We start from the raw sequence: 26,972 nt of genomic DNA on the forward strand, positions 1-26,972 counted from the left end.
GCACCGATCGATCCGGGTTCCGCGAACCATCATCCGATGGGCCACACAAGCGGCGATCGGTGAGCCAGGAACCGGCCCATGGGCGGCGTGTTCCTGCATCCCGTTCTCGCAGGTGACGACATGTACGACTATCCGATGGTGAGGTTCTCGATCGCCCCGACCGGCTTGGGCGCCTGGCTTTGGCGGACCTTCGATCAAAACGGCCAATTGCGCGCCCAAGGCCTAGCCGCCACCCGCAAGCTGGCGGCGGCCTTGGTGATCCGGGACATCGTGGCCCCCAATCAGGGCTGGAGTTCGCAGCTTTCGGCCAAGGCGGCCTAGGATGCGTGTCCTCGAGACGGCGACCTATCGCGGGCCTCACCTCTACGCCGCGCGTCCCATGGTCCGCATCCAGCTCGACCTCGGTACGCTGGAGGCTTGGCCGACCAATCGGATCCCCGGTTTCACCGATCATTTGATGGTCGCCCTGCCCGGCCTGGAAGCTCACGGCTGTTCCTACAAGTCGCATGGCGGCCTGCTGCTGAGGATGCGCGAAGGCACTTGGCTCGGTCACGTGATCGAGCATGTGGCCCTGGAGCTGCAGAAGCTGTCGGGCTCGGAGGTCGGGCGCGGCAAGACCCGCTCGGTCAAGGGGCGTCCGGGCGTCTACAACATTCTCTATGCCTACGAGGGCGAAGCCCTGGGCCGGGCCGCCGGTCGGGCCGCCATCGAACTGGTCCACAGCCTCCTGCCGCGCGACCTGCAAGGCGTGGAGGGCCTCGACCGAGTCGCACCGCCCTTCGGCGACCTGACGCCGCCGCTGTTCGACCTGAGACGCACCCTGGAGCAATTGCGGGCCATCGGCCGCCGCGAGACGCTCGGGCCAACCACGCGATCGCTCGTGCAGGAAGCTCGCCGCCGGGGCATCCCGGTCCAGCGCCTAGATGATCAAAGCCTCGTGCAACTGGGCTGGGGTGCGCGCCGAAAGCTGCTCCGGGCCAGCATCACCGGCCAGACCAGCCACATCGCCGTGGTCACCGCGGGCGATAAGGCCCTCACCAAGACCCTACTCGCCGCCGCCGGCGTGCCCGTCCCCCGAGGCGGCGTCGTACGCACGCTCACCGAGGCGCTGGCCCAGGCCGAACGTATCAAGGGGCCGGTGGTGCTCAAGCCCCTGGACGGCAACCATGGTCGCGGCGTCAGCCTGGGCCTGGAAACCGCCGAGCAGGTGCGCTGGGGTTACGAACAGGCGATCAAGCACGGCCGCCGCGTCATCGTCGAGGAACAGTATGTCGGCCGCGACTACCGGATCCTCGTGGTCGGCGGCCAAGTGGTGGCCGTGGCCGAGCGGGTCCCGGCCCAGGTCGTCGGCGACGGTCGCGCCACCGTGGCGGACCTGATCGCGACCGTGAACCAGGACCCTCGGCGAGGCGTCGGCCACGAGCAGGTCATGACCCGCATTGTCATCGACGATCAGGTTCGCGAGATGCTCGCCCGCGCCGGCCTTGGCCTGGACGACGTTCCGGAACAGGGAACGATGGTGGTCCTTCGCGCCACGGCCAACCTGTCGACCGGCGGCACGGCGATCGACCGCACCGACGAGATCCATCCCGACAACCTGAACATCGCCCGGCGCGCGGCCCTGACCGTGGGCCTGGATGTGGCCGGCATCGACTTCATGGCGCCCGACATCGCCCGCTCGGTCCGCGAGACCGGCGGCGGCATCGTGGAGATCAACGCCGCTCCAGGCTTTCGCATGCATCTGGAGCCTTCGCAGGGCCAGCCCCGCGATGTGGCCAAGGCGGTCATCGCCGACCTCTTCCCGCCGGGCGCCCGCAGCCGCATCCCGATCGTCGCGGTCACCGGCACCAACGGCAAGTCGACGGTGGTGCGCATGGTCGCTCGCATCGCCCGCGAGATGGGCAAGACGGTCGGCCTGACCAACACCACCGGCGTCTATGTCAATGACGAAAAGATCCTCGAGGCAGACGCCAGCGGCCCCAAGAGCGCCCGCATGGTGCTGCGCGACCCCACAGTCGACGTCGCTGTGCTGGAGACCGCGCGCGGCGGCATGTTGCGCGAGGGCCTGGCTTTCGACCGCTGCGATGTCGGCGTGGTGCTGAACGTCACGGCCGACCACCTGGGTCTGAAGGGCGTCGACACGCTGGAGGACTTGGCGGCCGTCAAGTCGATCGTCACGGAATCGGTCTCGCGTCGCGGCGTCAGCGTCCTCAACGGCGACGATCCGCTGACCCTACGCATGGCGCGGCACGCCGGCGGACGGATCGGCTATTTCACCCTCGAAGGCGGGCCGGCAATGAGTCCCTTCCTGCAAAAGCACCAGGCCGAGGGCGGACTGCTGGTCGCGCTTGAGCCGTCCATCGGCGGCGGTGACATCGTCGTCTACGACAAGGGGCGACGCTGGCCGGTCGTGCGGGCCGACGAGATCCCCGCCACCTTGAACGGCCAAGCGCGGTTCAATACCGCCAACGCCCTGGCGGCGGTCGCCGCCGGACATGGCCTGGGCGCCACGCCGGAGGTCATGGCAAAGGCGTTGCGGGCCTTCACCTCCTCGCATGCGGAAAACCCTGGTCGGTTCAATGTCCACGACGCGCACGGCTTCCGGGTCATCGTCGATTACGCCCACAATCCCGGCGCCATGCGGGCGATGGCTCAGTTGGTGGCTCAGCTTCGGCCCTCGGTCGGCCGGGTGATCGGCGCGGTCAGCATTCCCGGCGATCGCCGCGACGAGGACATCCTGGAGATGGGCGCGATCGCCGCGGAGATGTTCGACGACCTGATCTTCCGCGAGCGGCCCGACGGTCGCGGGCGTCCGTCCGGATCGGTGCTGTCCCTGCTGACCCAGGGCGCGCTGGAGGCCAGCTTCCCCGCCGAACGCCTGCATCGCATCTCCAGCGAGTCCCGCTCCGCCGACGCCGCCTTGCGCATGGCGCGGCCGGGCGACCTGGTCTTGCTCTTTCCCACGGCCGTCGAGGCGGTCTGGAACCAGGTAGTGACCTTCCAACCCGAACAACCCTCTCTCTCGCCAAACCCGCAACAGGATGTCGTCCATGTCTGAGCCCTCGCCCTGGGCGATCATCGTGCACGGCGGGGCCAAGGCGATCCCGCCCGAGCAGGAACAGGCGCATCGCGACGGCTGCCTGCTGGCCCTGGCGGCAGGCCAGGCGATCCTGGAGGCCGGCGGTAGCGCCCTGGACGCCGTGGAGATGGCCGTGCGGGCCCTGGAAGACGATCCCACCTTCAACGCCGGCTACGGCGCCGTACCGAACGCCAAGGGCGAGATCGAGTGCGACGCGGCGATCATGGACGGCCAGACCCTGGCGGTCGGCGGCGTCGCGGCGGTGCAACGTCTGCGTCATCCGATCTCCGTCGCAGCGCTCATGTTGCCCGAAGCGCCGGTACTGCTGATGGGCCATGGCGCCGAGTGTTTCGCCCGAGAACACGACGGCGAGCTGTGCGAATCCGGCGATCTGGTCGTCGAGCGGCCGGGCGATCCCGGCTGCGACACCGTCGGCTGCGTGGCCTTGGACATGAACGGCAACGTGGCGGCGGGCACCTCGACCGGCGGCCTGACCGGCTGTCACCAAGGCCGGGTCGGCGACTCTCCCCTGCCCGGCTGCGGCCTCTATGCCGACAACGCCGTGGGCGGGGTGTCGCTATCGGGCGACGGCGAGAGCCTGATCCGCACCACTCTGGCCGCGCGCCTGATGCACAGCCTGGAGGCCCTGCCTCCGGGCGAGGCCATTGCCGCCGCCCTGGTTCGCCTGGCGCGGGTCGGCGGCGAGGCCGGCCTGATCGTCATCGACGCCGACGGGCGCGTCGATTGGGGCCACAACAGCGCCCAGTTCGCCGTCGCCCACGCCCGCGCGGGACATCCCGCCCAGGCCTTCGTCAATCGGGCGCAAGACGCCCAGAAAGATCCCTCATGACCGCCTCCCCCACCGCCGAAGGCCCGCTGATCATCATCGGGGGGCACGAGGACAAGGAGGGCGACAAGATCATCCTCAAAGCCGTCGCCGAGCGCCTCAAAGGCGGCCGGCTGGTGCTGGCCACGATCGCGTCCCATGCGCCGGAGGGCTATTTCGAGACGTACAAGAAAGCCTTCGAGCCGTTGGGCGTCACCGACCTCGTCGAGCTCTATGTCGACGACCGGGCCGAGGCCCACGACGCCGGCAAGCTGGCCCTGCTGGACGGGGCGGCCGGGGTGTTCTTCTCCGGCGGTGACCAACTGCGGATCAGCAGCCAGATCGGCGACACGCCCATCGAGGCGCGGATCCGGGAGATCTGGCGGGCCGGCGGCGTGCTGGCCGGCACCTCGGCGGGCGCCTCGGTGATGAGCGACACCATGATGGTCCGCGGCGCCAGTTCCGAGACCCACCGGATCGGCGACCTGCAGATGGCGCCGGGTCTTGGCCTGGTGCGCGACGCCATCATCGACCAGCACTTCGCCGAGCGCGGCCGGATCGGGCGCCTGCTGGGCGCGGTCGCTCAAAGCCCGCGCGTGCTGGGGGTCGGCATCGACGAGGACACGGCCATCGTGGTCGAAGGCGACGACTTCAAGGTGATCGGCAGCGGGGCGGTCTACGTGGTCGACGCCGAGGGCGTCAGCGCGTCGAACATCGCCGAAGCCCGCGCCGAACGGGCCCTGTCGATGTTCGACGTCCGCCTGCATGTCCTGGCCAGCGGCGACGGGCTGAACCTGACGACACGACGACCGCACGGCCAGCCGCAAGCGCCGATGCCGGCGCAGACCTAGGCCAGGCGCCGGACGACGGCCCCGATAGCGGCGATGCGCTCGACATCGGCATAGGCCTCGCGCCGCAGCTCGCCGCCGAAGATGTCGGGATCGAGCTCCTCGTAGGTCAGGTGGTGGGGCGAGCCCGCCACCAAGCCCTCGAGGGCGGCGCGGAACGCATCGACGCCGCCGTCGAGGATGGCGCTGCCGGTGTAGAGCACGAACTTGCCGCCGGGCGCGAGACGCTCCATGGCCTGGGCGCTCCAGTCCAGGGCCAGGCGCGCGCCGTGCAGGTCGCCGCCGTCCTTGTAGGCCCGGCCGGAGTCGCCAGCGACATAGGGCGGATTGGCGACGATCAGGTCATAGGGCCCCTCCAGGGCCGCCATGCCGTCGCTGAGCCGGGCTTCGAACGCGACCCCGGCGTGGGCGACGTTGATCGAGGCCACGTCCAGGGCGCGGGGGTTGATGTCGCCGAGCGTGAGGCGCGCGTCTGGGAAGCGCTTGGCGGCCGCCAGTCCGCCCACGCCCGCGCCGCAGCCGATCTCCGCGATGGTGGCCACGCGATCGCCGGCCGTGGCTTGGGCGATCAGGCGAGCGAAGCGATAGGAGTCGGGACCCAGGAACACCGCGTCGCCGGCCGTGGCCGGAAAGGCCGAGTGCAGGAACAGCATCCCGTCCAGGCGCGACACCCGCACCCGGCTTATGAATCGCTCGCCCTCGAACGTCAGCACCTGCCCCGCCGCCAGCAGCTTGAAGAGTTCCGGATCCAGGTCCTGGCGATCGAAGGCCCGACTCCAGCCCAGGACGTCCCGCAACGGATCATCCTGCGCCGGCTTCCGCTCCGCCGCGCGGCGACAGACGGAAGGCGTGGGCGTGACGAAATCGTAGCCCTGGTCGTCCAACGCCGCCAGCAGGGCGCGGAGCGCCGATGATCTTTCCAAGTGCGATCTCCCGGGTTCACACTGCGCGACCCCATCTTTTGATGCTCCCGGCGACGCGGGCCACCGGCGATTGTTCGGCGTCAGCGCCGCCCGTTCTGGGGCTGCGCGCGCGTCAGGGCGCGACCAGAGCCCGCGCCGCGCCCCTTTAAGCCCAAGCTCGCTCCCGCGTTCCCTCCGGCCACCGCTTGCCCGAGCGGAACAGCCATGGGGGCCAGCGGTTAGGGTCGCACGCAAAACGCGTGTTTCCCGAAAGCCTGCAATGCCCCTGATCATCCTCGCGCGGATCGCGCTGTCGCTGCTGTCCCTCGGTATCCTGGCGGCGGGCGGCTACGCGCTGTGGTCCTGGTACGATGGGCATTGGATGCTCGACGCCGCGGGCCGGGCCGTCCATGTCCGTGACGACTGGCGGCTATGGCTGGGCGTCGGCCTGTTGGCCTGGTCCTTCCTGGGCCGCCTGGCGGTCATGCCGCTGCTGACCCATCGCGATACCGACCCCACCCGCCCCGAGCGCGGCGACGGCCAGTTCCTCGACAGCCCGACGGGCTCACGGCTCTATGTGGAGGTCCATGGCCCCGCCGACGGGCCGACCGTGATCCTGACCCACGGCTGGGGCCTGGACGGCACCATCTGGTTCTATCTCCGCCGCGCGCTGTCGACACGCTACCGAGTCATCGTCTGGGACTTGGCCGGACTGGGGCGCTCTCACGCCGCGAAGGGGGCGGTGGACCTGTCCCACTTCGCGCGCGACCTGCAGGCGGTCATGGCCTTCGCCGGAACACCCGCCGTTCTGATCGGCCACAGCATCGGCGGCATGACCATCCAGACCCTGGTGCGCGACCATCCCGCCTCGACCCAACAGATGGCCGGCGTGGTGCTGGTCAACACCACTTTCACAAATCCCCTCAAGACCATGGCTCTAGCCCCGCTGGCCCAAGCCCTGCGCTGGCCCGTCCTCGAACCCGTCCTGCGGCTCGCCATCCTGTTTCAGCCCCTAGTGTGGCTCTCGGCGTGGCAAGGTTATCTGAGCGGTTCGGTCCATCTGGCCAACCGCCTGGGCTTCGCCAAGCACGTGACGCGCAGCCAGCTTGAGCACACCACACTCCTGGCCACCCGCAACCCGCCCGCCGTGCTGGCGCGCGGCAACCTGGCGATGTTCGACTGGGACGCCGACGGCGCGTTGCAAGCCTTGACGACCCCCACCCTGATCCTGGCCGGCGACCAGGACATCGTCACCTTGAAGACGGCGAGCCAAGTTCTTTCGCGAGCCACGCCGGGCGGCCAGTTGTCCGTCGTCGCCGAGGCCAATCACATGGGCTTTCTTGAGCGGCATGAGGCCTACCTCGCGCAGATCGAGGCCTTCTGCCAGACCGTGTGGAGCCGCCCGTGGCCGGCCGCGTCCGGCGTGGAGACGATGGACGACGGCGGCCTCCTGGCCGGAGCGTGATCATGACCCGATGGCTCAAGAACAACGGCCTCACCATCGTCCTGATGGTGATGTTCGCCGCCAGCTTTGTCGGCCAGTGGCTGACGGGCTGGCGCGTGGCCGTCGAGGACCTGCAGCGCCATGGCCAGGCCGTCATCGGCCCCTGGGCCTATCTCTCAGACCCGATGTTCATCTCGACGGTGTTCGAAAACTGGGAGAGCGAGTTCCTGCAGATGGCGGTTTATGTCGTGCTGACCGCCTTCCTGATCCAGCGCGGCTCGTCGGAGTCGAAGGATCCCGACGCGCCCGAGCGTGATCGCCTTCCCAGCCAGGATTCCAAGGCTCCTCGCCTGGCGCGGGTCGGCGGCGCGGCCGGTTGGCTCTACGCTCATTCACTGGGCATCGCCCTGGGCCTGCTGTTCCTGGCCTCGTTCGTCCTGCATTGGACGTTCAGCGCCAAGGCCGCGGCCCAGGAGGCCGCCGAGCATGGCCAGGCCGGGGCGTCCACCCTGGCCTATCTCGGCGATCCGCAGTTGTGGTTCGAGTCCTTCCAGAACTGGCAGAGCGAGTTCCTATCGACCGCCGCCCTGGTCGTGCTGTCGATCGTCCTGCGACAGAGGAATTCGCCGGAGTCCAAGCCTGTCGCCGCGCCCGACAGCCAGACCGGCGCCTAGCCGCCGGCTCAGACCGGGTCGCTCTGCAAGCGCAGATAGGCCGGATCGAACTGTCCCAGCTTCACCAGGCTGTCCCAGTCGGGAATGGTGACCACGCCCGACTTCCATTCCAGCAGCCCCTGCTGGCGCAGGTCGGCCAGGACGCGATTGACGTGCACGGGCGTCAGGCCCAGCACGTCGCCGAGATCGGCCTGGGTCATCGGGTTGCTGAACTGATGATCCCGGGCCAGTCCCGCGCCTTCCAGCCGGCAATAGAGTTCGCAGGCCAGATGAGCCAGTCGGCTGGCCGCGTTCTGTTGGCCCATGGTCACCAGCCATTGGCGATGGATCGCGCCGTCGACCACGGTCTCGAGCCACAGCAAGCGCGTCAGGTGCGGATGGTTTTCGGTCAACCGGCGCAGGTCGGCATGGGGGGCGGGCGCGACGACGCAGTCGCCAAGCGCCACCACGCCGTGATCCATCTGGCGCATCAGCAAGCTATGAAGGTCGATGAAGTCGCCGGGAACGTTGACCTCGGTCAATTGCCGGCCGCCATCCACGGTCAGGCTGTAACGGGCGCAGAAGCCGCTGATCAGAAGGGTGCTGAAGCTGGGGCGATCCCCCGGCTCGACCAGTAGCCCTCCGGCCGGCACATGCCGTTCAGGCCCGAGCAGCGTCGCGAGCGCGTCGCGCTCAGCGCTCGAGAGAGCGTCGCGACGCGCCAGCTTGTGAACCAGGGGCGTGATCGTCGGTGATGAGGACATGGCGCTCAGGGACGCTGCGTCCCCCCTCTGGGTCAAGGCCGAATGGTCGGCCGATCGATCGCACATCAAATGATAGGTCGAACTAACCTAGATCAACGCCCGCCTCCGCCGCGCCTCCTAGGGTGCGCCGATCACGGAGGCGGTTGTGTCGACCAGATCTACCGAACGCGGCGGAACAGTCAGGGTTCAATGGCCGTCCGCCGGGAAGGGGCCGGTATGAGTCGCCTGCTGATCGCCAGCCTCGACCGGTTCGGTCCCTTGCGCGACAGTGTTCGCGATAGTCTGATGTCGTGCTCCCAGACGGTCGAGCGTTTCGAAGCGGGCCAAGCCATCCTGGCCGCCGGTGAGCGATCGCAATTGCGCCTGCTGGCGCGCGGCCTGGCGGTGAAGCAACAGGTCTTGGCCGACGGCGGGCGCCAGATCTTCGGCGTGGCCACGCCGGGTGACCTTATCGACCTGGCGGGACTGTTCGTCGGCGCCGATCACGAGGTCCAGGCTCTGGGACCGTGCGAAGTGCGCAGCACCACGCCCCATGAGCTGCGGACCATGGTGCGCGCCCACCCGAACCTCCTGTCGGCTCTGTGCCGCGCCGTCCTGACCGAGGCCCAATGGCAGCGCAACTGGATGGTTGGCCTGGGGCGTCGCTCGGCGGCCGCCAGGACGGCCAATCTTTTGTGCGAAGTCTATTGGCGGCAGCAGGCATTGCAGTTGGCGCGGGACGGTCGCTGCGACTTCCCGGCGGTGCAGGGCGACATCGCCGACGCCCTGGGCTTGTCGGTCGTCCATATCCATCGCGTGCTGCGCGGCTTGCGCGACGATGGCTTGGCCACACTGCGCAACGGAGTGCTGGAGATCGACGACTGGGACGGCCTCACGGCGCTGGGGGGCTTCGACGCCGGACGACTGGCCCCCCAGCAGGACCCCGCCGAACGGGCGCTGATCACCGCGGCCCGCCAGCCGCAAAGTCTTCAGGGGGAAGATTAATGCGCGGGGTCCAATCAATTGATCGCAAGCGCGACCGGTCAGGGCCTGAACCGTCCTTGAAAGAAAGCGATTGAGCCGTCTATCGGCGACGCGCTCGGAACGGCGCCGTGTGGCGGACCTTGATCAGGGGCGGATCAGACCGCGCGAGGCGTCGCGATGAAGACCTACCACTTCGATATTTCGGGCGAGGTCCAGCCGACGCTCGAAGTCGTCGAAGCCGTCGATGACGCCGCCGCCGCACGCCAAGCTCTGCTTTTGTTGTCGGAAATCCTGCGCGACCGCGCTCTCTCCGCCTCCGCCACCGTGATCTTGCGCATCATCGTCAGAGACGATGGGGGGCGGAGGATCTGGGAGGGCGCGGCTTCGGGCCGGGCCTGACCGTCCCGGCGGTAACGCCGTCCTCGACATTCGGCCTAGGTCGCAAGACGGTTGGCCTTCACCGTCACCGTGACAATGAGACCATCCGGATCCCAGGCGTAGTCGAGCGAGCCGCCAAGCTGGCGAGACATGGATCGCGCGATCAACGAGCTTCCGAAGCCCTCGGCGGAAGGCGGCGTCACGCGCGGACCGCCGCGTTCGGTCCAGATGATGACAAGGTCATCGCCAGAGGCGCCGCAAGAGACATCCAGGGAACCTGCAGGATCCGACAGTGCGCCGTACTTCATCGAGTTGGTGGCTAATTCGTGGAGGACAAGCGCCAAGGCCGTCGCCCCGTTGTTACCGACGCCCATGCGAGGGACTGACACCCTGATACGCCCCTTGAACGCGCCGAGGTCGTCGTGAGGCGCAAGGAGGACGGTCACGAGATCCCCAAGCAGGGCCGCCTTGCCTTGCTTCCCCGGGATCGGACGAACCAAGTCGTGGGCGCGGCCCAAGGCGGTCAGGCGCTCCATCAGCTCTTCGGCCATCTGGGCTGGGGTGGTCGCTGACCGAGCCGTGATCGCGGTGAGGCCCGTGGCGATGTTCAACAGGTTCTTCACCCGATGACTCATCTCGCCAGCCAGCAGTTCGTGGCCCTCCTCGGCCTGCTTGCGGCCGGTGATGTCCAGGAAGACTCCAAGGACGACGCGATCCACGGCGTTGCGCTCGACGCCCGTGCCCCGCGCCGAGATCCAACGGACGGCGTCACCGACCAGAATCCGAAAGTCCAGATCGTACGCCCCGACAATCGCCCTGGTCGTAGCGAAGGCCGCGCGGACGCGGTCCCGATCCGACGGGTGGATGCGGCTGGAAAGATCCTCGAAGCAGACCTCGTCGCTCGGGGGAAGGTCCCAGAGTTCGAACGCCTGATCGTCGAGATCAAGCTGGTCGGTGTCGACGTTCCAGGACCAGAGCGCGACTCCCGCCGCCTTGACGGCGGAGCGCAGGCGCTTCTCGTCCCAATGGGCAGGCGTCGAGTTCGACATGTTTCGGCGCCTGCGAAGAGGGTTGAGCCGAGCAGGCCACGTCATGACAAGCGCGTCTATCGATAGCCCACACGCGGCCAACGTTGATCAACCGCCTGTATAGCACGTTGATTGAGCGCGCTGTCAGCTACTCGACCCACGCGCGCGGTTCCCGCGAGATCGTCGCGACGAGAGGCTGGCGGGCGCATGGATCAGGCGCCCGATCCCGGCTCGGCCATCTTGCGATGCTGTTCGGCGAGCACGCTCTGCGGCGTCACCGCCGCCACTGCCGCCTGCAGCTTGTTCTTGAAGCCGGCCACGACATCGCCCTCGCCTTTCAGCATGGCCCGATAGCCGATCTTGGCCACGTCGGCGGGATCGGCCTTCTTCGGATCGGCGCCGACCTTGGTGTCGAGCATGTCGGCGCGTTCGAAGAACTCGGTGTCGGTCGGGCCGGGCATCAGGCAGCTGACGGTGACGTTGGTGTCCTTCAGCTCGTTGCGCAGCGCGAACGAGAAACTGTCGAGGAAGGCCTTGGTGCCGTTGTAAACCGCCTGGAACGCGCCCGGCATCAGGCCGGCGATCGAGCCGGTGATCAGGATCTTCCCCCGGTCACGCTCGCGCATGGCCCGGCCCAGCTTGTGCAGCAGATAGATCGTGCCGGTGACATTGGTGTCGACCACGAACCGGGCCTCGTCCCAGTCTTGGTCGAGGAAGGCGTGACCCAGGCCCCGGCCAGCGTTGGCCATCAGGGCGTCGACGGGCCGATCCCCGATCAGCGCCAACAGCTTGTCGACGCCGTCGGTGGTCGACAGATCGACCTGCAGCGCCTCGACGCGGGTCCCGAGCTGTTCGAGACCGACCTGGGCCTCGGCGATCGACATCGCATCGGCCGCGATGATCAGGTCATAGCCGTCCCCAGCGGCGAGCCGGGCCAGTTCATAACCGATGCCGGACGAAGCGCCTGTGACTACGGCCAGGGGGCGGAGGTCCTCGATCATCAGGCGGCTTCCTTCTGCCAGTCAGGCTTGAGGACGACCTTGGTCACCTCGTTCTGGTCTTCCTTGAACATCTTGTAGCCGTCCGGGGCGCTCTCGAGCGGCAAGCGGTGGCTGATCAGGAAGGTCGTGTCGATCACGCCCTCTCCGATCAGGTCGAGCAGAGGCCGCAGGTACTTGTGGACATGGGTTTGGCCAGTCTTGATCTGCAGGCCCTTCTCCATCATCGCGCCGATCGGCATCTTGTCTCCCATCCCGCCATAGACGCCGGGCACCGAGATCCGGCCGCCGGATCGGCAGGCCATCATCACCTCGCGCAGCACGTGGGGGCGGTCGGTGCCCAGGCGCGTGGCGACCTTGACCGCGTCGAGCACGTTGTCGATCGAGAAGCCGTGGCTCTCCATTCCAACCGCGTCGATGCAGGCGTCGGGACCGATGCCACCGGTCATGGCCATCAGGGCCTCGCGCACCTTGACCTCATGATAGTTGATCACCTGGGCGCCCATCCCCTTGGCCAGGTCCAGACGGTGAGGATGGTGGTCAATGGCGATGACCTTGTGCGCACCCATGATCAGGGCGCTCTGGATCGCGAACAGGCCCACGGGACCGCAGCCCCAGACCGCCACGGTGTCGCCCGGCTCGATCTGACAGTTCTCGGCCGCCATCCAGCCGGTGGGCAGGATGTCGGACAGGAACAGAACCTTGTCGTCCTCCAGCCCGTCGGGAATGACGATCGGGCCGACGTCGCTATAGGGCACGCGGACATACTCGGCCTGGCCGCCGGCATAGCCGCCGGTCATGTGCGAATAGCCGAACAGCCCCGTCATGGCCGTGCCGTAGGCGATCTCGCCCAGGTCCTGGGTCTCGGCCGGATTGGAGTTCTCGCAGCCGGAGAACTGCTGCTTCTCGCAGTGGAAGCACTTGCCGCAGGCGATCACGAAAGGAACGACCACCCGCTGCCCCTTCTGCAGGGTCGAGCCCGGACCGGTCTCGACGACCTCGCCCATGAACTCGTGGCCCAGGATGTCGCCCCGTTCCATCGAGGGGATCATGCTGTCGTAGAGGTGCAGGTCCGAGCCGCAGATGGCGGTCGAGGTGATCTTGATGATCGCGTCGCGGGGATTGATGATCTTCGGGTCGGGCACGGTGTCCATGCGGACATCGTGTTTGCCGTGCCAGGTCAGGGCGCGCATAGGCGTCTCCGTCTTATCAAATGAGGGTTCGGCTCAGCCTTGCGGCGCGGCTTCGGGGGACTTGGTGGTGGAGATCTCGCCGGTTTCCATCAGCTGCTTGAAGCGGCGAAGCTCACGGCGAGCCTGGATCTTCGGCTCCTTCTGGAAGAGCTTGGCGATCAGCTTGCCGAGGTCGCCGCCGGGCGGCTCGTAGACGATGGTGGCGGTGACTTCCGTGCCGCGTCCCGGAGGCGCGTCGCGAAACTCGATCCGGCCGGCGTTCTTGATGTCGGCGCCTTCGGCGGATTCCCAGGCCAGGGTGTCGTTCTCGACTTCCTCGGTGAGAATGCTGTCCCACTCGACTGTCTTGCCGGCCGGGGCCTTGACCACCCAGTGCGAGCGGCCGCCCTCGCCAGGGGTGACGCTTTCGACGTTCTCCATGAACAGGGCCAGGTTCCGGAAGTCGCGCCAGAAGGCGTAGAGCTCGGCGCGCGGCCGGTTGATCGTGACGGTGCGGCCGACCAGGGCGGCTTCGTGCCAGCCGTGCTCCTCGGCGACCACGTGGGCGACGTCGCGCTGGTGGACGGCGGCGGTCAGCGGCGCGTCGCTTTCCAGCGCGCGGGCGATGGTCTCGTCGGACATGGGGTGGTTCTCCTGTCCGCTGACAACCGCTCGCAGGGACAGGTGTTCCTGCCGCGACGAGAAAGACTTGCGGCGCGCGGCGGCCAGTAAGGCGACCATCGCGGCGAAGCTTGTGGCCCATGAAGTTCGTTCGCCGACCGCTCGCGCCCACGGTCTTCCTGACGCGCAGCCCTCCACGGAGCCATTGTCCCGCCGCGCCGTTTGCGTTGCTCACCAAGGGCAAGACGATGACCCCGCCGACACCAGGTTCGACCGCCAAGCGATGGAACACCTTGTCCACGCGCATTCTGCTGGGACTGGCGGTGGGTCTGCTGGCGGGCGCGGCGCTGAGCGGTCGGTCATCGTCGGCGCTCGACTTGTTATCCGCCATCGCCGCGCCGGTCGGACAGCTGTGGCTCGACGCCTTGACGATGACGGTCGTGCCCCTCGTGTTCGGCCTGCTGGTCACGGGCGTCGGCTCGGCGACCTCCAGCGCCAAGGCCGGCGGCGTGGCGGCTCGAGCGATGCTCTGGTTCGTCATCCTGCTGGTCGCCGCCTGTGCGCTCAGCGCGGTGCTGACGACCACGATTTTGGCCTGGACGCCGATCCCCGCCGGCAGCCTGGCCCTGCGCGCGCCGAACTCGGGTCCGCCGGTCCTGGCCGCGACCGGAGCCTGGTTCAGCGGCATCATCCCCGCCAATCCCGTCAAGGCCGCCGCCGAGATGAGCATGGCGCCGCTGGTGGTCTTTGCGCTGTTCTTCGGTTTCGCGGCCAGTCGGATCGAGGCCCATCTGCGCGCGTTGCTGACAACCTTCTTCGAAGCCGTGGTGGCGACGATGCTGCTCATCGTCCACTGGGTGCTGCTTGCCGGCCCGATCGGTGTCATGGCGCTGGGTTTCGGCGTCGGCGCCAAGATGGGCCTGGGCGCGGCGGGAACGCTCGTTCACTACGTCCTGGTCGTCGCCGCCGCCTGCCTGGCCGTCACCCTTTCAGCCTATGCCCTGTCAGCGCTCATTGGGCGGATCTCTCCCCTCGCCTTCGCCAAGGCCGCCCTTCCCGTTCAGGTCGTCGCCCTCGGCACGCAATCTTCGCTGGCCTGTCTCCCGGCCATGATCACCGCGACCGGCGCCTTGAGGACATCGCCCGGCGCCGCCGAGGTCGTTCTGCCGCTCTCGGTGTCGATCTTCCGGGCGGCGAGCGCGGCGGCCAACATCGCCGTGGCCGTCTATCTGGCCCACCTCCACGGCGTCGTGCTGTCGCCGGCCACCCTGATGATCGGCGTCCTGGTCGCGGCGGCCGTCAGTCTTGCGGCCGTCGGCCTTCCGGCCCAGGTCTCGTTCTTCGCGACCGTCGGCCCGGTCTGCCTCGCCATGGGCGTTCCTCTAGACGCCTTGCCCGTCCTCCTGGCGGTCGAGACGATCCCCGACGTCTTCCGGACGCTCGGGAACGTCACCACGGATCTGGCCGTGGCTCGCATCGTCGGCCGTCCTCGCGACGGCGCAGCAGCCATCGGCGACGAAAACGAGTGCGCCGAGCCCGCCCGGTGAACTGTAAGGCGTCCCGTGAGCTCGCCGCGACCGCATCATTTGATGGCGCGCCTGGCTCGTCGCCGAAATTTGCTTGGGACCGCTACACCTCTCGATGAAGGCCAATATGGGCGGCCAGATCGCCCAACTGACGGGAAACTGACCCTCCCCGGCCAGATCTCAAGCCTCGAGCTCGGTCGTTGAGCGCAAAACGGCGCCGCGCATCGGAATGAATTCGGAACAGGCGCGGAGGCGACCGGTTGGAGAGGCCTCACCCCAATCGGAACTTCTCCCATGGCCACCACGGCTAAGACCAAAGCCAGGAAAACTTCGACGCGCGCGGCGACCAAGGCCGCGGCGGCGCCCAAGGCCGGCGGGCTGGACGCGATCTCGCTGCTCATCGCCGATCACCGCGAGGTGGACGACTATTTCGACCAGTACGAGACCCTCACCGACGACGCGGCCAAGAAGACGTTGGCCAACCAGATCTGCCTGGCGCTGAAGGTGCATGCCCAGATCGAAGAGGAATTCTTCTATCCGCCGGCCCGCGAGGAAACCGGCGACGGCGACCTGATCGACGAAGCCATCGTCGAGCACATGGGCGCTAGGACCCTGATCGCGCAGATCGAGGCCGGCGCGCCTGGCCAGCCGCTCTACGACGCCAAGATCAAGGTGCTGGGCGAGCAGGTTCGCCACCACGTCAAGGAGGAGGAGGAAGAGCTCTTCCCCGAGGTGCGCGAAACCAAGATCGACCTGCAAGCCCTGGGCGCCAAGCTCGCGGCCCGCAAGGCTGAGCTGATGAGCCTTCTAGCCGTCCCGCCGATAGTGGCCTGACGCCGCTTCCCCCAATTTCCTCTGCATCGAGCCTGGCGCTCGAAGGACACCCCATGGCCAAGAGCCCCTCGAAGACTCCTTCCAAGACACCCGTGAACAAGGACCAGGCCCGCAGCGGCGCGCTCGGCGAAACCCTGGTCGCCCCGGGCGGCGAACTGCACCAGCAGGCCGGCGAGCCGGCCGCCCAGCTGACCACCAATCAAGGCGTGCCTATCGCCGATAACCAGAACTCGCTGAAGGCGGGCGCGCGTGGACCGGTGCTGCTGCAGGACTTCATCCTGCGCGAAAAGATCATGCACTTCGATCATGAGCGCATTCCCGAGCGCGTGGTCCACGCCCGCGGCTCGGCCGCGCACGGCTTCTTCGAATGCCTGGACTCGGCCGCCGACGTCACCAGCGCCGACTTCCTGCAACGGGTCGGCGAACGCATCCCCGTCTTCACCCGCTTTTCGACCGTGGCCGGCAACAAGGGCTCGTCCGACTTGGCCCGCGACGTTCGCGGCTTCGCGGTCAAGTTCTACACCCAACAAGGCAATTTCGATCTCGTCGGTAACAACATCCCGGTATTCTTCATCCAGGACGCCATCAAGTTCCCCGACCTGATCCACGCGGCCAAGCCCGATCCCGACCGGGAGTTCCCGCAGGCCCAGACCGCGCACGACACCTTCTGGGACTACATCTCGCTGACGCCCGAGAGCATGCACATGATCATGTGGATCATGTCGGACCGCACCATCCCCCGCTCCTATCGGATGATGGAAGGGTTCGGCGTCCACACGTTCCGGCTGGTCAACGCCGCGGGCGAGTCGACCTTTGTGAAGTTCCACTGGCGCCCGAAGCTCAACGCCCAGTCCGTGGTCTGGGATGAAGCGGTCAAGATCAACGGCGCCGATCCCGATTTCCACCGTCGCGACCTGTGGGAAGCGATCGACACCGGCGACTTCCCCGAGTGGGAGTTCTGCCTGCAGACCTTCACCCAGGACCAGGCCGACGCCCTGCCCTTCGACGTGCTCGACGCGACCAAGGTCATTCCCGAAGAGGTCATCCCGCTACGGGTGGTCGGCCGCATGGTCCTGGATCGCAACCCCGACAACTTCTTCGCCGAGACCGAGCAGGTCGCCTACTGCACGTCGCACGTGGTGCCCGGCATCGACTTTACCAACGACCCGCTGCTGCAGGGCCGGCTGTTCTCGTACCAAGACACTCAGCTCAAGCGCCTGGGCTCGCCCAACTTCCACCAGATCCCGATCAACCAGCCAAAGTGCCCGTTCCATAACCTGCAACGCGACGGCCACATGCAGATGAACGTGCCCAAGGGTCAGGTGAATTACGAGCCTTCCAACCTGGGCGCGGACGTGGCGCGGGAGTCCTTGGAAACCGGCTATCACACCTTCCCGAGCGTCGAGACGGGCGAACAGCTTCGCCTGCGGCCCGAGACCTTTGCCGATCACTACACCCAGGCCCGGATGTTCTTCTTCAGCCAGACGGAACCGGAGCGGGATCACATCGTCGCGGCCCTGATATTCGAACTGAGCCGCTGCGAGGTGGCCGCGGTTCGCGAGGCGATGCTGTCACGCCTCACCAACATCGACGAAACCCTGGCCTTGCGCGTCGCGACGGGCCTTGGCCGACGCGGCGAGATCACGCCCGCGCCGCCTTCGGTCCCGGCCGTCGAGATGGAGCTGTCGCCCGCCCTCAGCATCCTCGCCAAGGCCGCGCCGGGCCTGATCGGCCGCAAAGTCGGTTGCCTGGTGACCGACGGCGTGGACGACGCCTTGCTAGCGCAGCTCCGCGAGGCGGTGACGGCGGCCGGCGCCAAGCTGGCCATCATCGCGCCGACGATCACCGGCGTGGTCACGGCGGGCGGTGAGTTGCTCGCGGCCGACTTCCGCGTCGACGGGGGGCCCTCCGTGCTGTTCGACGCCGTCGTGCTGCTGCCTTCCGACGAGGGCGGCGCCGCCCTGGCGCTGGAAGCCACGGCGGTCAACTTCGTGCGTGACGCCTTCGGCCACCTGAAAGTCATCGCCTACCTGCCGTCGGCCGCCCCGCTGTTCGTCAAGGGCGGGCTCTCGGACGCCAATCCGGACGCCGATGCCGGCTTGATCAACCTGCCCAAGGCGTCGATCGACGACTTCATAGCGGCGGCGCAGGCCGGCAGGATCTGGGCGCGCGAACCGCTCGTGCGCAAGGTTTTCTGAACCGGAGCGCTGAGTAAAACTCCGGCCGCCCAAGCGCTGCCTTGGCGCACGGGCGGTCGGAGACGCCTTTTGAAGCTTTGTTGCTTAGCGATAAGCCTCCATCAGCCATCCACCCAAAGGCTGACTTTCCCAAGGTCAGAGAAGCGCCAGGTCGGCGGGTTCACCAGCGCGCCAACCTGACCTCCAGCAAGCGGACCTTCCGAAGTTCAGCCATGAGTCAGATTTTCCCGTCGCCGATATCGCGCTGGTCACCTCGCCTCGGCTTCCAGGAAGCGGACCTTCCCAAGGTCGGAGAAAGTCAGGAGCGGCCGCCAGTCCATGCGTAGCGTATAATCCGCAAGCCGCGGCACGTCCCCCTAGACGGCTCCACCATGCTAGATAGAGAAATTAAATCATTATAGAAATCAATATCTTATAGATCACGACCTAAAAGCCCGCAAAAGGCGTCAATCCATGATGCCTTGCAAGAGGTTGATTTTACTAAATAACATCCACCAGAAAGCCAATGGCGCGCCCTGCTGGATTCGAACCAGCGACCGCTCGCTTAGAAGGCGAGTGCTCTATCCAACTGAGCTAAGGGCGCGGATCCCGAGGGAACCTTGGGGAAACTTTAGGCGGAAAGCCTAGTGCGTCCAGGGCTGGCGGCGGCCGGCGGCGAAGTTGTCGGCGTAGGCCTTGATGATCCGCTTGGGCGTCTTGGGCTCGAACAGCTGGAACGAGATCTCGTGACGCTGGGCGTAGGCCACGGCCTCGTCGCGGGTCTCGAAGTTCAGGCGCACCTGACCGTTCATGTCGCTCGACTGGGTCCAGCCCATCAGCGGATCGGGGCGTCTGGCCGAGGCCGGTTCGAACTCCAGCACCCAATCCTTGGTCTTGGCCTTGCCGGACTGCATGGCGGTCTTGGCGGGGCGGTAGATGCGCGCGAGCATGAAAGCCTCTCCAGGTCGATCGTCGCCCCTAGATGAAGGGGGTCTAGGTGGTCGGAGCGGCAGGATTTGAACCTGCGACCCTCTGGTCCCAAACCAGATGCGCTACCAGGCTGCGCTACGCTCCGAAACACCGAGCGGGTGCTCTACAGGGCTTCGTCGCCGGGAGCAAACGGAACGGGCGCCCTTCAGCCCTTCGGGAAGATTTTATTGAGCACCCGGTCGCCCGGCAGGATGCCCAGTTCGGCCGCGCGCCCGCCGGGGATCTCCAACACGCCGCCAATGACCCCGCCCGAAGGCAGCGGCGTCTCGTCGTGCGGCACGGCGTTGCGGGCGATCGACAGCACCCGGCCGTCGGGCGCGATGTAGAGGATGTCGAGCGGGATCAGGGTGTTCTTCATCCAGAAGGCCGCCGGCCTGGGCGGGTTGTAGGGGAACAGCATGCCGCGGTCGGGGGCCAGCGACTTGCGGAACATCAGGCCTCGCTCCTGCTCGGCCTTGGTGATCGCCAGTTCGACCGTGAACTTGACCCGGCCGCGCATCGTGAGGATCTCGACCGTGTCGAGCCTGGCCGAGGGCGCGGCGGCCGCCGGCTTCGGCCTGGCCTGCCAGGCCTGGGCGGGCGCGGCCGCCAGCGATCCGGAAACCAGAACCAGGGCGATCAGCGCCAGGGCGCGCCGTCCGATCGTCGTCATCAAGAGCACACAAGCCTCATCGTCCGCCACGTCGCATGGCGGGTCGACCCTACGACGTCGGGCGTCGAAGGCGAAAGCCGGTCTTTTTGGGGAGCCTTGGGGCTAGTCGTCGCCCGGCGTGATCTCGGCCACCACCAGGCCCTTGGGCCCCTCGGCGAAGCGCACCATCACGTCGTCGCCCGGCTGCAGGTCTTCCAGACCGCCCCGACGCAGAGTCTCGATGTGCACGAAGATGTCGCCCGGCTGGCCGTCGCGAACGACGAAGCCGTAGCCCTTGGTGCGATTGAACCACTTGACCTTGGCCCGCTCGGCCGGCCCCACCGCCTCGAGCGTCTGGCGACCGCTGTCGACGCCCGACCGGAAATGATCGCGACGCAGACCCATGCCGCCGTCGCCGAACGACCGCTTGGGCCGCTCCATCGGCGCGCTGGCCGCGCTTTCGTCCAGGTCGACGACCTCCGACACCTGCCAACCCTTGGGACGCTTGACCACGTCGCAGACGATGACCGAGCCTTCCAGCGCCGTCTCGCGACCACAGTTACGTAGAGACGTGACGTGCAGCAGCACGTCCTTCAGGCCCGTCTGGCCCGGATCGTCGGGGACGATGAAGCCGTACCCCTTGCCCGTATCAAACCACTTCACACGACCGCTGATACGCACGAATTCCTCATGCGATCCCGAGTCCTCGAAATCGAAACCAGACATTCCGCCCCTCTGGCTCGCCCAGACAGCCCAGGGGGCGAGCACCACAGAATAACACTGTTCTCGCGGGAGGAGAGCCGTCAATAACCAATTGACACAGAAAGGCCATGTTCCGACCTCCGCGACATTTCGTCGCGGTGTCTAGACCGAAATAATCCTGGGTGGCCGTGGTGGGTGGTAGTCCCTAGGGGAGTCGAACCCCTCTCTCCAGAATGAAAATCTGGCGTCCTAACCGATAGACGAAGGGACCACGGTCGCCTGCATTAGGCGGGTATTCGCATGTAAAGTCTAAGTAGGCTTCGCGGTGGTAGTCCCTAGGGGAGTCGAACCCCTCTCTCCAGAATGAAAATCTGGCGTCCTAACCGATAGACGAAGGGACCACGTGGCCGCGAAGAGCAGGCGATATACAAAGCTTCCCCCGGGGGCGCAAGCGACGAAGAGCAGTTTTTTCAAGTCATGCGCATGCGGGGGTCGGCGACGTCCTCGATCTCCAGCTGAACCCCTTCCCGGCCCATATAATCATCCGGTTTCAGACGACCCACGACGTGCAGGGCGCCGCCGCCCGACAGCAAGCGCTCGCCCAGAGGGGTCTCGGCGGAGCGCCAGGAGATCGCCTTGATTCGGTCGCCCGAGGGGCCGACCAAGTCGACGCGCACGTGGCCGCCCTTCATGGCCATCATCCGTTCGGGGCGCACGCCGGCCAGGGCGAACATCGGCTCGGGATTGCCGGGACCGAACGGGGCCAGTTGCTGGAACTCGCTCCACAGGGCGCGGTTGGCGGCGCGCGGCTGGACCAGGGCGTCGATATCGACCCCCTCGACGCCGACGGCCTCCATCTCGCCGGCCAGGCGCTCTTCCAGGAAGGCGCGGAACTCGGGGATCGAGTCGGGGCGGATCGACAGGCCCGCGGCCATGGCGTGGCCGCCGCCGGCCATCAACAGACCCGCCTCGAAGGCCGCCTGGATCGCCGCGCCCAGATTGACGCCCGGCTGCGAGCGGCCCGAGCCCTTGCCGACATTGGCGGCGCGGTCGATGCCGATCACCACCACCGGCTTGCGATAGCGCTCGCGCAGGCGGCCGGCGACGATGCCGATCACCCCGGGATGCCAACCCTCCCCGGCCACCACGATCACGGGCGCGTCGGGATTGAAGTTGCTGCCCCGCTCCAGGACGGCGGCGGCCTCCTCGACCACGGCGGCCTCGACCGCCTTGCGCTCGGTGTTGAGGCTGTCGAGCTCCTCGGCCAGCATGCGGGCTTCCTCGGGATCGTCCGTGGACAGCAGGCGCGCGCCGAGATCCGAGCGACCGATCCGGCCGCCGGCGTTGATGCGTGGGCCGAGAATAAAGCCGGCGTGGAACACCGAGGCGGGACCCGAGCCCTTGCCGACCTCGAACAGGGCCTTGAGGCCCGGATTGCCCCAGCTGGACATGGTGCGCAGGCCTAGGGTCGTCAGGGCGCGGTTGAAGCCGACCAGCTGGGTGACGTCGCAGACCTCGCCCATGGCCACCAGGTCCAGCCACTGGCGCAGGTCGGGCTGCGGACGCTCGTCGGTGAACAGGCCGCGCTTGCGGGCCTCGCGGTTCAGGGCGGCCAGCAGCACGAAGGTCACCCCGGCGGCGGCCAAGACCCCTTGCCCGCTCTGGCAGCCCGGACGGTTGGGATTGACCACGGCGGCGGCGGCCGGCGGGTCCTCGCGCATCAGGTGGTGGTCGATCACCACCACTTCGAGGCCGATGGTGGCGGCGCTGGCGATGGCGTCATAGGCCGCCGCGCCGCAGTCCAGGGTGACGACGAGGTCGGCCCCGGTGTCGCGGATGGTCTTGAAGGCCGCCGGGCTGGGGCCGTAGCCTTCGGTCAGGCGGTCGGGGATGTAGATCGGCAGCTCGACGCCCATGTAGCGGAACCAGCGCACCAGCTGGGCGGCGCTGGTCGCGCCGTCGACGTCGTAGTCGGCGAACACCATGGTCGAGCGGCCGCTTTCCAGCGCATCGATCAGGATCTCGGCGGCCCGGTCCATGTCAGTGAAGCTGGAGGGATCGGGGAACAGCGCCTTCAGGGTCGGGCGCAGATAGTGCTCGGCCTGGTCGACGCCCACGCCACGCGACGCCAGGGCTCGGGCCAGGGGCTCGGACAGGCCGTGGAGCTGCTGGTGGCTGCGCGCCGTCGCCGCGTCGCCCGGACGCTCACGCCAGGCCCGACCGCTGATCGAGCGCGAAACGTCCAGGAAATTGCCCGCAGCGAGGAGGCTGTGCCCATCGGCCATGGCTCAGCCCTTCCTAGCGGAAAAACGGCCGGAAACGCGAAGCTTGGCTGTCGTGGTCATCTCCCGAGCCTACGCCCTTTGCCGGATTCGCTCCACGGGCGGCGCGAGAGTGGAAGATAGGGCGCCGATGCGTCAGAAGCGGACGCATGCGACAAGCAAATTTTATGTAGCCACAAAAATCTTTGACAAGATATTTTATGTAGCTACGATATTGGCACGGCTTTCGCCGAGCCGACAACCGGAGACCACACCATGCATCATGCCAAACTTGCTGACCTGAGGTTCTCCTATGGAATTGGAGTGGGATGAGGAAAAGCGTGCGCTAACCCTCGCGAACCGAGGATTGGATTTCGCTCACGCGGACACGCTTTTCGACGAGCTTACGCTTACCGTGGAAGATGACCGTTTCGACTATGGAGAAACGCGCTTCCAGACCATCGGCCGGATCGGCCACAAGACAGTTTTGGTGGTCTGGACGCCTCGTGGCGAAGCACGACGCATCATTTCGATGAGAGAGTGCAATGTCAGAGAACGTGAAAGATACGAAAGCGCCGTGGGTTGATCCCGACGACGCGCCCGAATGGTCCGACGAGGTCTTCGACCGCGCCGAGATCAAGGACGGTGATCGATTGGTGCGTGCCGCGACCGGCACGCTGACCAAGCGAGGCCGACCCAAGCTGGAGACGCCGAAGAGGCAGGTCACGCTTCGGCTGGATCAAGCGGTCATCGACAAGCTCCGCGAAGGCGGGCCTGGATGGCAAAGCCGCATCAACGAGATCCTCAAGAAGGCGGTGGACGCATAAGCGCCCGCCGCCTTTCTCAAGTCAGCCCGCCGACATTTCCGTCACCAGCGCGACCTCGTTGGCCGAGCCCAGCACCACCGGCACGCGCTGGTGCAGCTTGGTCGGTTGCAGGTCGAGGATCGGGGTCTTGCCGTCGGTCGACTGGCCGCCCGCCCGCTCGACGATCAGCGACATCGGGTTGGCTTCGTAGAGCAGGCGCAGCTTGCCCGGCTTGTCGGGCTCGCGGGCGTCCCACGGGTACATGAAGATGCCGCCGCGCATCAGGATCCGATGGACGTCGGCGACCATCGAGGCCACCCAGCGCATGTTGAAGTTCTTGCCGCGCGGACCGGTCTTGCCCTGCAGGCAACCGTCGATATAGCGCCGCACGGGCTCGGCCCAATGGCGTTGGTTGGACATGTTGATCGCGAACTCGGCGGTGTCGGCCGGGATCGCCACGGTCTGGTGGGTCAGCCGCCAGACGCCATCGGCGTCCAACGTGAACCCGACCACGCCCTTGGACAGGGTCAGCACCAGCATGGTCTGCGGGCCGTAGACGGCGTAGCCGGCGGCGACCTGCTGGCGGCCCGGCAGCAGGAAGTCCGCCTCGGTGGGCGCGACGCCGGCCGGCGCGGGCAGGATCGAGAAGATCGTGCCGACCGAGACGTTGACGTCGATGTTGCTGGAGCCGTCCAGCGGATCGAAGGTGACCAGGAAGCCGCCGACGGCCCCCGTGGTCTCGATCACTTCCAGCTCCTCGGACGCCAGACCCGCCACCAGCGCGCAGCCCTGCAGCGCGTCGCGCAGGATGTCGTTGGTGATGATGTCGAGTTTCTTCTGCTCTTCGTCCTGGACGTTGACCTGACCGGCCGCGCCCAGGCTGCCCGAGATCGCGCCCGAGGCCACGACCTTGCCGATCTGGGCGCAGGCGCCGGCGATCACGGTGACGACGGCTTTCACCTCGTCGCCAGCGGGCTCTTGGGCGAGCCACCCGGCGAGATCGGTCAGCGGAGTCATACAGGGCCTCGTAGGGGAATAAGGATTCGCGGGTGACCTTAGCGGAAGCCTAGGCCTTCCGCTTCATACGCACTTCGCGCACCGTGCCGGTTGAAGAATTCATGACCAGCGTATGGGTGTGGACGAAACCGTCCTTGTAGGTCACCCCGTCCAGCAGATTGCCCCAAGTGACGCCAGTGGCGGCGAAGATCGCGTCGGCGCGAACGATCTCGTGCAGGTCGTACTTCTTGTCCAGCTCGGTGATGCCCCACTTGGCGGCCCGGGCGCGCTCGTCGCCGTTGCGGAACACCAGGCGGCCCTGGAACTGACCGCCGACGCATTTCAGCGCCGCGCAGGCCAGCACGCCCTCGGGCGCGCCGCCGGAGCCGACATAGAGGTCGATGCCCGTCGTCGGATCGGTCGTGGCGATCACCCCGGCCACGTCGCCGTCGGTGATCAGCGACACCCGCGCGCCAACCGAGCGAACGCTGGCGATGATCTCGGCATGGCGCGGGCGATCCAGCACGCAGACGGTGATGTGTTCGGGGTCAACGCCCTTGGCGGCGGCCACGGCCCTGATGTTGTCTGCGGGCGACTTGTCCAGGTCGATCACCCCGGCCGGCAGGCCCGGACCGCAGGCGATCTTGTCCATGTAGGTGTCGGGGGCGTTCAGCAGGCTGCCCTTGGGCGCCCACGCCATCACCGCAAGGGCGTTGGGCATGGCCTTGGCCGTCAGGGTGGTGCCTTCCAGCGGGTCCAGGGCGATGTCGATGGCCGGGCCTTTGCCCGTGCCGACCTTCTCGCCGATATAGAGCATGGGCGCTTCGTCGCGCTCGCCCTCGCCGATCACGATCTCGCCGTCGATGTCGAGTTCGTTCAAGGCGTTACGCATGGCGTCGACCGCGGCCTGGTCGGCCGCCATCTCGTCGCCCCGGCCCACCAGGGTCCAAGACGCGATGGCGGCGGCTTCGGTCACGCGGACCGCGTCCAGGACCAGCGAACGGTCCAGGGTCTTCGAACTCATCAACGTCTCCCAGCCTAGCGAGGCTTTAGCGCCCGACCGCTTCGCGCGGTTCTCAGATGCGCGCGACGCGCAAAAGGCGGGGACGCTCTAGCACGGCGTGCAATTTTTCGATGCGACTAATCGCATCCAGGAGATTGGATTCGGGAGTCGCATGGGTGACGAGCACGATCGGCACGCCGCCCGCGCCTTCGACGGGCTTTTGCAGGAAGCTGTCGATCGAAACGGCGCACTCGGCCAGGGTCTCGGAGATGGCGGCGATGGCGCCCGGCTCGTCGCGAACCATGATCCGTAGATAGGCCTTGCCCACCGACTTCGACGGGTCGACGGCCACGAACGGCTTCAGCTGACCGGCCGGAGCCTGGAACACCGGTCGCACGGCCTTGGTCATGACGTCGGCGATATCAGCGGCCACGGCGGCGGCGGTCGGACCCGCGCCCGCGCCCGGTCCCTGGATGTAGATCCGGCCGATCCGCTTGCCCTCGATGAACAGCGCGTTGAGCGCCCCGCCGGCCTGGGCCAGCGGATGCTCCAGCGGCACCAGCGAAGGATGCACCTTCACGGCCACGCCGTCGTCGCTCTTGGCGGCGCCGGCCACCAGCTTGATGCGATAGCCCAGGTCCTTGGCCAGCTTGATGTCCAGCAGCTCGACGTCGCTGATGCCCTCGATCTCCGCCGCGTCGAAGTCGGGCGCGCAGCCGAAGGCGAGCGCGGCCAGGATGCTGATTTTGTGGCCCGCGTCGAAGCCGCCGACGTCCATGGTCGGGTCGGCCTCGGCGTAACCCAGGCCTTGCGCCTCGCGCAGCACGTCGGCGAACGAGCGGCCCGTCTTCTCCATTTCGGAGAGGATGAAGTTGCAAGTGCCGTTGAGGATGCCGGCCACGCCGATCACCTCGTCGCCGACCATGGCTTCGCGCAGCATCTTCACGGCCGGCGTGCCGCCCATGACGGCGGCTTCGAACAGCAGTGGCGCGTCGTTGGCCTCGGCCAGGGCGGCCAATTCGGCGCCGTGCTCGGCGATCAGCGCCTTGTTGGCGGTGACCACCGGCTTGCCCAGCTTCAAGGCCGCCTCGACCGCGGCCTTGGCCGGTCCGTCGCTGCCGCCGACCAGTTCGACGAACAGGTCCACGTCCGGCGACGAGGCCAGGGCCACCGGATCGTCGAACCAGGTCAGGCCCGAGATGTCGATCGTGCGTGGCCGCGACTTGGAACGCGCCGACACCGCCGTGACGATCGCGCGGTCGCCGGCCGGGGCGAAGTCCGGCTGCTCGGCCAGGAACTGCAGCAGCCCTCCGCCGACGGTGCCGAGGCCGGCGACGCCGACGCGCCAGGTTTTCTGGGTCATGCTTGCA

Annotated in this window: 26 protein-coding genes and 4 tRNA genes; 13 read left to right on the forward strand and 17 right to left on the reverse strand. The window is 67.3% G+C overall.

Going from position 1 to position 26,972, the window contains the following annotated elements:
- The first annotated feature begins 78 nt into the window (after positions 1-78).
- From G3M62_RS13735 to G3M62_RS13750, 4 genes are read left to right on the forward strand one after another with little or no spacing between them, the layout of a single operon-like run.
- Positions 79-321, forward strand: a complete 243-nt coding sequence (locus tag G3M62_RS13735; protein WP_165187891.1) for a hypothetical protein — start codon at positions 79-81, stop codon at positions 319-321.
- 1 nt (position 322) lies between these two features.
- Complete coding sequence (gene cphA, locus G3M62_RS13740) at positions 323-3,058, forward strand: cyanophycin synthetase (RefSeq protein WP_165187893.1); 2,736 nt, start codon at positions 323-325, stop codon at positions 3,056-3,058.
- Positions 3,051-3,929 carry an isoaspartyl peptidase/L-asparaginase family protein gene (locus G3M62_RS13745; protein ID WP_165187895.1) on the forward strand — a complete coding sequence of 293 codons (879 nt, stop codon included), beginning with the start codon at positions 3,051-3,053 and terminating at the stop codon, positions 3,927-3,929. The genes cphA and G3M62_RS13745 overlap by 8 nt, the downstream gene beginning before the upstream one ends.
- On the forward strand, positions 3,926-4,756 hold the full coding sequence (locus tag G3M62_RS13750) for a cyanophycinase (RefSeq protein WP_165187897.1): 831 nt from the start codon (positions 3,926-3,928) through the stop codon (positions 4,754-4,756). Before G3M62_RS13745 ends, G3M62_RS13750 begins: the two co-directional genes overlap by 4 nt.
- Here G3M62_RS13750 and G3M62_RS13755 read toward each other — a convergent pair.
- A complete protein-coding gene (locus G3M62_RS13755) occupies positions 4,753-5,676 on the reverse strand; it encodes a methyltransferase (protein ID WP_165187898.1) in 924 nt (307 codons plus the stop codon). The genes G3M62_RS13750 and G3M62_RS13755 overlap by 4 nt on opposite strands.
- 259 nt (positions 5,677-5,935) lie before the next feature.
- On the opposite strand from G3M62_RS13755, the gene G3M62_RS13760 reads away from it, so the two are divergent.
- Both G3M62_RS13760 and G3M62_RS13765 read left to right on the forward strand, forming a co-directional pair.
- Complete coding sequence (locus G3M62_RS13760; protein ID WP_165187900.1) at positions 5,936-7,120, forward strand: alpha/beta fold hydrolase; 1,185 nt, start codon at positions 5,936-5,938, stop codon at positions 7,118-7,120.
- A 2-nt stretch (positions 7,121-7,122) separates the two neighbouring features.
- Positions 7,123-7,773: a DUF6766 family protein gene (locus tag G3M62_RS13765; protein WP_165187901.1), complete on the forward strand. Its 651-nt coding sequence runs from the start codon at positions 7,123-7,125 to the stop codon at positions 7,771-7,773.
- Between the two features lie 8 nt (positions 7,774-7,781).
- On the opposite strand, the gene G3M62_RS13770 is transcribed toward G3M62_RS13765, so the two are convergent.
- Positions 7,782-8,516 (reverse strand): Crp/Fnr family transcriptional regulator, encoded by a 735-nt coding sequence (locus G3M62_RS13770; protein WP_165187903.1) that lies wholly within the window; start codon positions 8,514-8,516, stop codon positions 7,782-7,784.
- Positions 8,517-8,732: 216 nt separating this feature from the next.
- Here G3M62_RS13770 and G3M62_RS13775 point away from each other — a divergent pair, with 216 nt between their 5' ends.
- Positions 8,733-9,500 (forward strand): Crp/Fnr family transcriptional regulator, encoded by a 768-nt coding sequence (locus tag G3M62_RS13775; protein ID WP_165187905.1) that lies wholly within the window; start codon positions 8,733-8,735, stop codon positions 9,498-9,500.
- Positions 9,501-9,656: 156 nt separating this feature from the next.
- Positions 9,657-9,878: a DUF6894 family protein gene (locus tag G3M62_RS13780; RefSeq protein WP_165187907.1), complete on the forward strand. Its 222-nt coding sequence runs from the start codon at positions 9,657-9,659 to the stop codon at positions 9,876-9,878.
- A 35-nt stretch (positions 9,879-9,913) separates the two neighbouring features.
- Here the strand turns inward: G3M62_RS13780 and G3M62_RS13785 are convergent, their stop codons facing one another.
- The 4 genes from G3M62_RS13785 to G3M62_RS13800 form a co-directional block, all read right to left on the reverse strand.
- A complete protein-coding gene (locus tag G3M62_RS13785; protein WP_165187909.1) occupies positions 9,914-10,906 on the reverse strand; it encodes a sensor histidine kinase in 993 nt (330 codons plus the stop codon).
- 191 nt (positions 10,907-11,097) lie between these two features.
- Positions 11,098-11,886 carry an SDR family NAD(P)-dependent oxidoreductase gene (locus tag G3M62_RS13790; RefSeq protein WP_165187911.1) on the reverse strand — a complete coding sequence of 263 codons (789 nt, stop codon included), beginning with the start codon at positions 11,884-11,886 and terminating at the stop codon, positions 11,098-11,100.
- A complete protein-coding gene (locus G3M62_RS13795) occupies positions 11,886-13,076 on the reverse strand; it encodes a zinc-dependent alcohol dehydrogenase (RefSeq protein ID WP_165187913.1) in 1,191 nt (396 codons plus the stop codon). Before G3M62_RS13795 ends, G3M62_RS13790 begins: the two co-directional genes overlap by 1 nt.
- A gap of 33 nt (positions 13,077-13,109) precedes the next feature.
- Positions 13,110-13,697: an SRPBCC family protein gene (locus G3M62_RS13800; protein ID WP_165187915.1), complete on the reverse strand. Its 588-nt coding sequence runs from the start codon at positions 13,695-13,697 to the stop codon at positions 13,110-13,112.
- Between the two features lie 272 nt (positions 13,698-13,969).
- On the opposite strand from G3M62_RS13800, the gene G3M62_RS13805 reads away from it, so the two are divergent.
- The 3 genes from G3M62_RS13805 (at position 13,970) to G3M62_RS13815 (ending at position 18,234) form a co-directional block, all read left to right on the forward strand.
- Positions 13,970-15,223 carry a dicarboxylate/amino acid:cation symporter gene (locus G3M62_RS13805; protein WP_246263273.1) on the forward strand — a complete coding sequence of 418 codons (1,254 nt, stop codon included), beginning with the start codon at positions 13,970-13,972 and terminating at the stop codon, positions 15,221-15,223.
- 273 nt (positions 15,224-15,496) lie between these two features.
- Positions 15,497-16,036, forward strand: a complete 540-nt coding sequence (locus G3M62_RS13810; protein ID WP_165187919.1) for a hemerythrin domain-containing protein — start codon at positions 15,497-15,499, stop codon at positions 16,034-16,036.
- Between the two features lie 53 nt (positions 16,037-16,089).
- Positions 16,090-18,234, forward strand: coding sequence for a catalase (locus tag G3M62_RS13815; RefSeq protein ID WP_165187921.1), 2,145 nt, complete (start codon positions 16,090-16,092; stop codon positions 18,232-18,234).
- 506 nt (positions 18,235-18,740) lie between these two features.
- Here G3M62_RS13815 and G3M62_RS13820 read toward each other — a convergent pair.
- From G3M62_RS13820 to recJ, 8 genes are all read right to left on the reverse strand, one after another.
- Positions 18,741-18,817: transfer RNA gene (locus G3M62_RS13820), tRNA-Arg, on the reverse strand.
- Between the two features lie 40 nt (positions 18,818-18,857).
- A complete protein-coding gene (locus tag G3M62_RS13825; protein WP_165187923.1) occupies positions 18,858-19,163 on the reverse strand; it encodes an ETC complex I subunit in 306 nt (101 codons plus the stop codon).
- A gap of 48 nt (positions 19,164-19,211) precedes the next feature.
- Positions 19,212-19,288, reverse strand: a tRNA-Pro gene (locus G3M62_RS13830).
- Between the two features lie 60 nt (positions 19,289-19,348).
- Entirely contained in the window at positions 19,349-19,855 is a 507-nt protein-coding gene (locus G3M62_RS13835; protein ID WP_165187925.1) for a DUF192 domain-containing protein, read from the reverse strand.
- A 102-nt stretch (positions 19,856-19,957) separates the two neighbouring features.
- Positions 19,958-20,560, reverse strand: a complete 603-nt coding sequence (cspD, locus tag G3M62_RS13840) for a stationary phase survival cold shock domain protein CspD (protein ID WP_165187927.1) — start codon at positions 20,558-20,560, stop codon at positions 19,958-19,960.
- A 172-nt stretch (positions 20,561-20,732) separates the two neighbouring features.
- A tRNA-Glu gene (locus G3M62_RS13845) sits at positions 20,733-20,807 on the reverse strand.
- 55 nt (positions 20,808-20,862) lie between these two features.
- Positions 20,863-20,937: transfer RNA gene (locus G3M62_RS13850), tRNA-Glu, on the reverse strand.
- 69 nt (positions 20,938-21,006) lie between these two features.
- A complete protein-coding gene (recJ, locus tag G3M62_RS13855; RefSeq protein WP_165187929.1) occupies positions 21,007-22,821 on the reverse strand; it encodes a single-stranded-DNA-specific exonuclease RecJ in 1,815 nt (604 codons plus the stop codon).
- Positions 22,822-23,110: 289 nt separating this feature from the next.
- Here recJ and G3M62_RS13860 point away from each other — a divergent pair, with 289 nt between their 5' ends.
- Positions 23,111-23,383, forward strand: coding sequence for a BrnT family toxin (locus tag G3M62_RS13860; RefSeq protein WP_165187931.1), 273 nt, complete (start codon positions 23,111-23,113; stop codon positions 23,381-23,383).
- Complete coding sequence (locus G3M62_RS13865) at positions 23,343-23,624, forward strand: BrnA antitoxin family protein (RefSeq protein WP_165187933.1); 282 nt, start codon at positions 23,343-23,345, stop codon at positions 23,622-23,624. The genes G3M62_RS13860 and G3M62_RS13865 overlap by 41 nt, the downstream gene beginning before the upstream one ends.
- 21 nt (positions 23,625-23,645) lie before the next feature.
- On the opposite strand, the gene G3M62_RS13870 is transcribed toward G3M62_RS13865, so the two are convergent.
- Genes G3M62_RS13870 through G3M62_RS13880 form a run of 3 tightly spaced genes read right to left on the reverse strand, consistent with a single transcriptional unit; the run spans position 23,646 to position 26,965 of the window.
- On the reverse strand, positions 23,646-24,620 hold the full coding sequence (locus G3M62_RS13870) for a class 1 fructose-bisphosphatase (protein ID WP_165187935.1): 975 nt from the start codon (positions 24,618-24,620) through the stop codon (positions 23,646-23,648).
- A gap of 49 nt (positions 24,621-24,669) precedes the next feature.
- Positions 24,670-25,623 (reverse strand): class II fructose-bisphosphatase, encoded by a 954-nt coding sequence (glpX, locus tag G3M62_RS13875; RefSeq protein WP_165187937.1) that lies wholly within the window; start codon positions 25,621-25,623, stop codon positions 24,670-24,672.
- A 52-nt stretch (positions 25,624-25,675) separates the two neighbouring features.
- Entirely contained in the window at positions 25,676-26,965 is a 1,290-nt protein-coding gene (locus G3M62_RS13880) for a homoserine dehydrogenase (RefSeq protein WP_165187939.1), read from the reverse strand.
- Positions 26,966-26,972: the final 7 nt, after the last annotated feature.

The organism is Caulobacter soli (assembly GCF_011045195.1).
GTDB lineage: Bacteria > Pseudomonadota > Alphaproteobacteria > Caulobacterales > Caulobacteraceae > Caulobacter > Caulobacter soli.